The organism is Pseudoxanthomonas sp., from assembly GCF_002863005.1.
Classification (GTDB): Bacteria; Pseudomonadota; Gammaproteobacteria; order Xanthomonadales; family Xanthomonadaceae; genus Pseudoxanthomonas_A.
In genome coordinates this window covers 1-7,833 of record NZ_PKDG01000058.1, presented here as the reverse complement: position 1 = coordinate 7,833, position 7,833 = coordinate 1, and the positions used below count along the sequence as shown (strand labels likewise).

The window sequence follows — 7,833 nt, the reverse complement described above, 5'->3', positions numbered from 1 at the left end:
GCCCGCGTCCTTGCCGGCGGTGCGCATGTAGACCAGCAGCACGTCGGCTTCGGGCCCGTTGGTGATCCACATCTTGTTGCCGTTGGCGACCCACATACCGTCCTTGAGCTCGGCGCGGCAGCTCATCGAACCGACCACGTCGGAGCCGGCGCCCGGTTCGCTCATCGCGAGCGCGCCTTTCCACTCGCCGCTGCACAGCTTCGGCAGGTACTTCGCGCGCTGCGCGGCATTGCCGTTGAGGTAGAGGTTGGACACGCACAGGTTGGAATGTGCGCCGTAGCTCAGGCCGACCGAGCCCGACGCCCGCGAGATCTCCTCCATCGCCACCAGGTGGGCCAGGTAGCCCATGCCGCTGCCGCCGAACTCGGGGTCGACGGTGATGCCCAGCAGGCCCAGTTCGCCCAGCTTGGGCCACAGGTCCTGCGGGAACGCATTGTCGTGGTCGATCTGCGCCGCACGCGGCGCGATCTCGGTCTGCGCGAACCGCTGCACGGCCTCGCGCAGCGCATCCAATTCTTCGCCCAGCGGAAACCCGCTGACGGTATCCGGTCGCATTCGGTCCTCCCTCCTATTGCGGCCAATCCATGTTGTCGTTGGAACGTCCTACGTCAATGCTCGCCGCGCAGATGCCCCATGAAGCGCGGCGCGGTGCGGCCCAGGGGCAGCTTCAGCTTGCCGATCGCCGTCATGCGGGCTTCGGCGATGCGGTCGGCGGCGTACTGCGGCGCGATGTTCTCCTTCTCCGCCAGGTCGAAGATCTTGCCGACGGTGTGGTAGATGGTCCGCATCATGCGCATGGCGCGTTCGCGATTGTAGCCATCGATCTCCAGCGAGACGTTCATCACGCCACCTGCGTTCACCGCGTAATCCGGCGCATACAGGATGCCGCGCTTGGCCGCTTCCACGCCGGTGACGTGCGACATCTGGTTGTTGGCGGTGCCGCAGATCACCTTCGCCTTCAGGCGGGGCAGGGTCTGTTCGTTGATCGCGTATTCCAGCGCGCAGGGGCTGAACACGTCGACCGGCAGGTCGTAGATCTCGTCGGGCTTGACGGCCTCGGCGCCGTATTCCTCCACCGCATGCTCGACCAGCGCCGGATTGAGGTCGGTGACGAACAGCTTGGCGCCGCGTTCCTTCAGCAGCTTCACGTACTCCATGCCGATGTGGCCCAGGCCCTGCACGGCGAAGCTGTACTTGCCGATCTCTTCGTTGCCGAACTTGCGGTTCAGCGTGGCCATCAGGCCCTGCAGCGCGCCGTAGGCGGTGAACGGGGCGGGGTCGCCGGAACCGCCGTGCACCTGGTGCACGCCGACCACGTATTCGGTCTCGCGGTAGACGTTTTCCATGTCGTTGACGTCGGTGCCGACGTCCTCGGCGGTGATGTAGCGGCCGCCCAGCGAATCGACATAGCGGCCGAAGCTGCGGAACAGCACCTCGGTCTTGTCCACGTTGCTGTCGCCGATGATCACCGCCTTGCCGCCGCCGACGTTCAGGCCGGCCAGCGCGTTCTTGTAGGTCATGGTGCGGCTCAGGCGCAGCGCGTCGTTGAGCGCCAGCGCGCTGTCGGCGTACGGGCGCAGCCGCACGCCGCCCAGCGCGGGGCCGAGCACGGTGCTGTGGATGGCGATGATGGCCTTCAGCCCGGCGTCCGGGTTGTGGCAGAAGATGACCTGTTCGTGGCCGGAGGTGTCGAGCGTTTCGAAAATCATGGATGGGCTCCGGTGCGCGGGGAGAACCGGCGCGGGCTTGCCTTCACGGCTAACGGGTTGTCAGAAAAGAAAAAAGCGACGTTTCCGGATTCCGCCGTGGTCGTCGCTGGGCGCCAGTTTAATCCAATCGCCTTCGCGCGAGATGACAGGCGGCGGCCGTGGGGGGATTTCAGGCCTATTGTGAGTTTCGAACGACCGTGCTATTTCTGTGGCCATGAGTCCCCAGGCCGCGACGCACAAAGGCAATGCCACCCGCGAGATGATCGTGGCGCGGGCCTACGACATCGCCGCCCGGCACGGGCTGGAAGGCCTGTCGATCGGTGAGCTGGCCACGGCCGCCGGCATGTCGAAGAGCGGCGTCTTCGCCCACTTCGGCTCCCGCGAAGACCTGCAGCTGACCGTGCTGGAGTGGACGGCCGAGCGCTACGCCCGCGCCGTGATCGGGCCGGCCATCAGCCAGCCGCGCGGCCTGCCGCGCCTGCGCGCCATCATGGAACACTGGTTCCAGTGGGTCTGCGACAACCCGGATGGTTGCGTGATCCTGGCCGCCGCCCATGAATACGACGCCCGCCCGGGCCTGCTGCGCGACCGCATCGTCGATTGGCTGCTGCAGCTGCGCCAGCAACTGGTCAAGGCGATCGGCATGTGCATCGACACCGGTGAGCTGTCGCCGAAGACCGATCCGGTCCTGCTCGCGTTCGAACTGTTCGCCGTCGCCCAAGGCCTGCACGACGCCCGGCTCTACGACGCCGAACAGGCGCCGTTGCTCGCCCGCCGTTCGCTGGACCGCCTGCTGGCGTCCTACGGCGCACCCGCTGTCTCCACCCCCGCCTGACGCCCCCGAGGTCCACCGCCATGGCCGCTGTCACTGTCCGTCAAAATAGCACGACCGTTCGTAAACCCCTCGCGCTGCGCCTGCTGAGCGCCCGTCTCGCCGTCGGCAGCTGGCTCGCCCCGCGCAGCACGCTGACCCGGGCGTTCCAGCTCTTTTGCACGCCGATGCCCGGTGCCCGCACGCGAGCCAGACAGGCCGACACCGGCGGCGCGCGGCTGGGCGAACTGGCCTTCGGCCGCGAACGCCTGACCACCTATACCTGGGGCGATCCGGCCCGCGAACCGACCGTGCTGCTGGCCCATGGCTGGTCCAGCTTCGGCCTGCGCTTCCTGCCGTGGGTGGAACCGCTGCGCCGCGCCGGCTATGCCGTGGTGACGTTCGACCAGCCCGCGCATGGCCGCAGCAGCGGACGCCGCGCCACGCTGCCGATGTTCGCCGAAGCGATCGCCCGGGTCGCCGACCACACCGGTCCGCTGGCCGCCGTCGTCGGTCATTCGCTCGGCGGCGCCGCGAGCGCGATCGCAATGGCGCGCGGGCTGCAGGCCGAGCGCGTGATCCTGCTGGCGCCCGCCGCCGATCCGTTCGATGCCGCGCGCCGCTTCGGCGGCATGGTGGGGCTGGCGCAGTTCCTCAGCCGGCGGCTGTTCGACGAGTACCAGGAACTCACCGCGCACGACATCCGCGACCTCCACGCGCAGGCCACCGCGCCGCAGATCGCGCGGCCCGGCCTGGTCGTGCACGACCTGGAAGACACCGACGTGCCGTGGTGCGAAGGCGAGCGCTACGCGCGCTACTGGCCGCAGGCCACGCTGCTCAGCACGAACGGGCTCGGCCACCATCGCGTGACCATCGCGCCGGAAACGCTCGATGCCGCCTTGCGCTTCCTGCGCGGCGAAGCCGTGGGACAACGCGTGGTGTCCACGCGCGAGCTGCCGTTCGGCCTGTGCTGACGCGAACGGCGTGACCGCACGCCACCGTAGGGTGCGCGTGCGGTGTCCACTGGTGTGCAATTGGTGAGGTGGTCACGCGCGAGCGGCTACAATCCCGCGTCTGTCCGTCCTGCAAGTGAGCACGCGTGAGTACACCCGCCAGCCAGTTCCCCGCCGCCCAGGCCGACGCTACGCCGCTGCGCTTCGTCACCGCCGCCAGCCTGTTCGACGGGCATGACGCGGCCATCAACATCATGCGCCGCCTGATCCAGGGCGAGGGTGCGGAAGTGATCCACCTCGGCCACAACCGCAGCGTCGAGGACGTGGTCCGCGCCGCGCTGCAGGAAGACGCCGACGGCATCGCGCTGTCCAGCTACCAGGGTGGGCACGTCGAGTACTTCAAGTACATGGTCGACATGCTGAAGGAACGCGGCGCCGGCCACGTGCGCGTTTTCGGCGGCGGCGGCGGCACCATCACGCCGGAAGAGATCGCCGAACTGCAGGCCTACGGCGTGGAGCGCATCTACCACCCGAACGACGGCATGAAGATGGGCTTGGTCGAAATGATCCAGGACGTGGTCAAGCGCGCCGAGGAAGGCCGCGTGCAGGTCGCCGCCGATCGCGACGCCGCGCCCGCGCAGCCCAGGCTCACCGACGAGGCCGGCATCGGCCGCGTGCTCAGTGCCATCGAGGACGGTCGCTATTCCGACGCCGACCTGGAGAAGCTGCGCGCGCAGTGGGCCAAGGGCCCGCACGCACCGTTCCCCGCGCGGCCCACGCCGGTGGTCGGTATCACCGGCACCGGCGGCGCCGGCAAGTCGTCGGTCACCGACGAACTGATGAATCGCTTCCTGTCCTGCTTCCCGCAGATGCATATCGCGGTGATCTCGGTCGATCCCACCCGCCGCCGTACCGGCGGCGCGCTGCTCGGCGACCGCATCCGCATGAATGCACTGCGCAGCGACCGCATCTACATGCGCTCGATGGCCACGCGCCGCCAGCACGTGGCGACCAATGCGGTGCTGAAGGACTGCATCGCCTTCCTGAAGTCGCTCGGCTTCGACCTGGTGATCGTCGAGACCGCCGGCATCGGCCAGAGCGATTCGGAAATCGTCGACTTGGTCGACTTCCCGATGTACGTGATGACCAGCGACTACGGCGCGGCCAGCCAGCTGGAGAAGATCGACATGATCGACTTCGCCGAGCTGATCGTGTTGAACAAGTACGACAAGCGCGGCGCCGAAGACGCGCTGCGCGACGTGCGCAAGCAATGGAAGCGCAACCGCGTGGCGTTCCAGACGCCGGATGCCGACGTGCCTGTGTATCCGACCATCGCCAGCCAGTTCAACGACCCCGGCGTCAGCTGGATGTTCGCCAACCTGTGCCGCCTGCTGCGCGAGAAGCTGCAGCTGCCGGCGGAGAAGTGGACGCCCGCGCTCGACACCACCCTGAAGGAGCCGCGCGCCACCGTGCTGATCCCCGGCAGCCGCGTGCGCTACCTGGCCGAGATCGCCGGACAGGGCCGCGGCATCAACCGCCGCATCGAGACCGAAGCCGAAACGGCCAGCCGCGCGCAGCACTACTGGAATGCGTTGAAGGACCTGGAAGATCCGGCACTGCCGAAGGCGCTGGAGTTGTATGCATCGGATGCATTGCTTCCTACCTCTCCCCTCGCGGGAGAGGTCGCCGCGCCCCGCGCGGCGGGAGAGGGGGCGGGCGCGGGCTCACCCTCTCCCCAACCCCTCTCCCATGAAGGGAGAGGGGCTCACCCCGTCGACCGCTCGCTGCTCACCCTCCGCCAGCGCTACAACGACGCCCTCCAGTCGCTGTCGTCCGAAGCGCTCAAGCTGCTGCGCGAATGGCCGGCCCGGCACAAGGCCGTGACCGATCCGGTCAACGAGTACCAGGTGCGCGGCAAGACCATCCGCATCGAGAACTACCGCGAATCGCTCAGCCACCAGCAGATCCCCAAGATCGCGCCGCCGCCGTACCAGGGCTGGGGCGAACTGCTGACGTTCCTGCAGAAAGAGAACCTGCCCGGCAGCTATCCGTATACCGGCGGCGTGTATCCGTACCGCCGCACCGGTGAGGATCCCATCCGCATGTTCGCCGGCGAAGGCACGCCGGAGCGCACCAACCGCCGCTTCCATTACCTGTCGGTCGGCCAGCCGGCCGCGCGCCTGTCCACCGCCTTCGACAGCGTCACCCTGTACGGCGAAGACCCGGCGCCGCGCCCGGACATCTACGGCAAGATCGGCAACTCCGGCGTCAACATCCCCACGCTGGACGACATGAAGAAGCTGTACTCCGGCTTCGACCTGTGCGCGCCCACCACCTCGGTGTCGATGACGATCAACGGCCCGGCGCCGATCATCCTGGCGATGTTCATGAACACCGCCGTCGACCAGCAGGTGGAGAAATACCTGAAGGCCGACGACGCGCGCTGGGCCGAAGCGAGCGCGAAGATCGATGCGTTCTTCGAAGGTCGCGCGCGTCCGCAGTACCACGGCGAACTGCCGCCGACCAACAACGGCCTGGGCCTGGGGCTGCTGGGCATTACCGGCGACCAGCTGGTCGATGAAGCCACCTACGCCCGCATCAAGGCCGAGACGCTAGCCACCGTGCGCGGCACCGTGCAGGCCGACATCCTCAAGGAAGACCAGGCGCAGAACACCTGCATCTTCAGCACGGAGTTCGCCCTGCGCATGATGGGCGACATCCAGCAGTACTTCGTCGATCACGCGGTGCGTAATTTCTACTCGGTGTCGATTTCGGGCTACCACATCGCCGAAGCCGGAGCGAACCCGATCAGCCAGCTCGCCTTCACCCTGTCCAACGGCTTCACCATCGTGGAGTACTACCTGGCGCGCGGCATGAAGATCGACGACTTCGCGCCCAACCTGTCGTTCTTCTTCAGCAACGGCATGGACCCGGAGTACACCGTCATCGGCCGCGTCGCCCGCCGCATCTGGGCGCGCGCCATGCGCGAGCGCTACGGCGCCAACGAACGGTCCCAGATGATGAAGTACCACATCCAGACCTCCGGCCGGTCGCTGCACGCGCAGGAAATCCAGTTCAACGACATCCGCACCACGCTGCAGGCGCTGTATGCGCTGTTCGACAACTGCAACAGCCTGCACACCAACGCCTATGACGAGGCGATCACCACGCCGACGGAAGAGAGCGTGCGCCGCGCGGTCGCCATCCAGATGATCATCAACAAGGAGCTGGGGCTGAACTTCAACGAGAACCCCTGGCAGGGCAGTTTCGTCGTCGACCAGCTGACCGACATCGTGGAAGAGGCGGTCTACAAGGAGTTCGAAGCCATCAGCGAGCGCGGCGGCGTGCTCGGCGCGATGGACACCATGTACCAGCGCGGCAAGATCCAGGAAGAGTCGCTGTACTACGAGCACAAGAAGCACGACGGCAGCCTGCCGCTGGTGGGCGTGAACACCTTCCTGCCGCGCGAGCACGGCGGCGAGATCGCCACCGAGATCGAGCTGATCCGCTCGACCGAGGAAGAGAAAGGACAGCAGATCGCCAACGTCCGCGCCTGGCAGGCCTCGCGCAACGGGCTGGGGCCGGAAGGCGAGACCGACCACAGCCACGCGGCGGCGCTCGAGGAACACGCCGAGCCGGAGACCCACGACGGCCACGGCCTGGCCTACCTGCAGCGCGCGGCGCGCGAACGCCGCAACGTGTTCGAAGCGCTGGTGGAAGCGGTGAAGACCCACAGCCTGGGCCAGATCAGCCACGCGCTGTACGACGTGGGTGGCGAGTACCGGCGGAACATGTAAGCCGCAGAAAACGAAAACCCCGCTTCGGCGGGGTTTTTCGTTGGTGCGCGCAGCGGCAGGGACCAAAGTCACGCGCGGCCAACGCGTGCGCGATCCGTCCAAAGGTTCCCTCTCCCTGCGCAGCGGGGAGAGGGTGCCCGAAGGGCGGGTGAGGGGCGAACGGAGAAGCGGTGATAACGGCGCCCGGTCATGCACCGCGCGCTGCCCCTCATCCGCCCTCCGGGCACCTTCTCCCCGCAGGCGGGGAGAAGGGAAAGCACTAGCGGTACGCCCCCGGCCCGCGCCAGATCAGTTCGCCGCGGCGGCAGATACGCATGACGGTGACGACGTCGCGGGCGTCGCCGATGGTGGCCACGTCGGGGTCGCCGGGTTGCATCAGGCGGCAGCCGCCGGAGCCGCGGGTGGCGGCGATCTCGAGAGCGCAGCTTTGTAGGCTGGGTTGATAAACCCAGCATCCCGGGCGCGGAGTTATCCGACGCTGGGTTTATCAACCCAGCCTACGAGTCCGCGGTGGCTTCCCTCGCCCTGCGAAGCGGGGAGAGGGTGCCGAAGGCGGGTGAGGG

Annotated in this window: 5 protein-coding genes; 3 read left to right on the top strand and 2 right to left on the bottom strand. The window is 67.6% G+C overall.

Going from position 1 to position 7,833, the window contains the following annotated elements:
• Both CYU89_RS18325 and CYU89_RS18320 read right to left on the bottom strand, forming a co-directional pair.
• Window positions 1-555: acyl-CoA dehydrogenase family protein (locus CYU89_RS18325; RefSeq protein WP_296282962.1), on the bottom strand; the 555-nt coding region annotated here is incomplete at its 3' end.
• A 53-nt stretch (window positions 556-608) separates the two neighbouring features.
• On the bottom strand, window positions 609-1,709 hold the full coding sequence (locus CYU89_RS18320) for a Glu/Leu/Phe/Val dehydrogenase dimerization domain-containing protein (RefSeq protein WP_296282961.1): 1,101 nt from the start codon (window positions 1,707-1,709) through the stop codon (window positions 609-611).
• 214 nt (window positions 1,710-1,923) lie between these two features.
• On the opposite strand from CYU89_RS18320, the gene CYU89_RS18315 reads away from it, so the two are divergent.
• The 3 genes from CYU89_RS18315 to CYU89_RS18305 all read left to right on the top strand — a co-directional run bounded on the left by CYU89_RS18315 (window position 1,924) and on the right by CYU89_RS18305 (window position 7,270).
• Window positions 1,924-2,544, top strand: a complete 621-nt coding sequence (locus tag CYU89_RS18315) for a TetR/AcrR family transcriptional regulator (protein ID WP_093486391.1) — start codon at window positions 1,924-1,926, stop codon at window positions 2,542-2,544.
• A 20-nt stretch (window positions 2,545-2,564) separates the two neighbouring features.
• Complete coding sequence (locus tag CYU89_RS18310) at window positions 2,565-3,494, top strand: alpha/beta hydrolase (RefSeq protein WP_296282960.1); 930 nt, start codon at window positions 2,565-2,567, stop codon at window positions 3,492-3,494.
• A 125-nt stretch (window positions 3,495-3,619) separates the two neighbouring features.
• The gene (locus CYU89_RS18305; protein WP_296282959.1) at window positions 3,620-7,270 is read left to right on the top strand and encodes a methylmalonyl-CoA mutase family protein; all 3,651 of its coding nucleotides are present in this window, start codon (window positions 3,620-3,622) and stop codon (window positions 7,268-7,270) included.
• The last annotated feature ends 563 nt before the right edge of the window (window positions 7,271-7,833 follow it).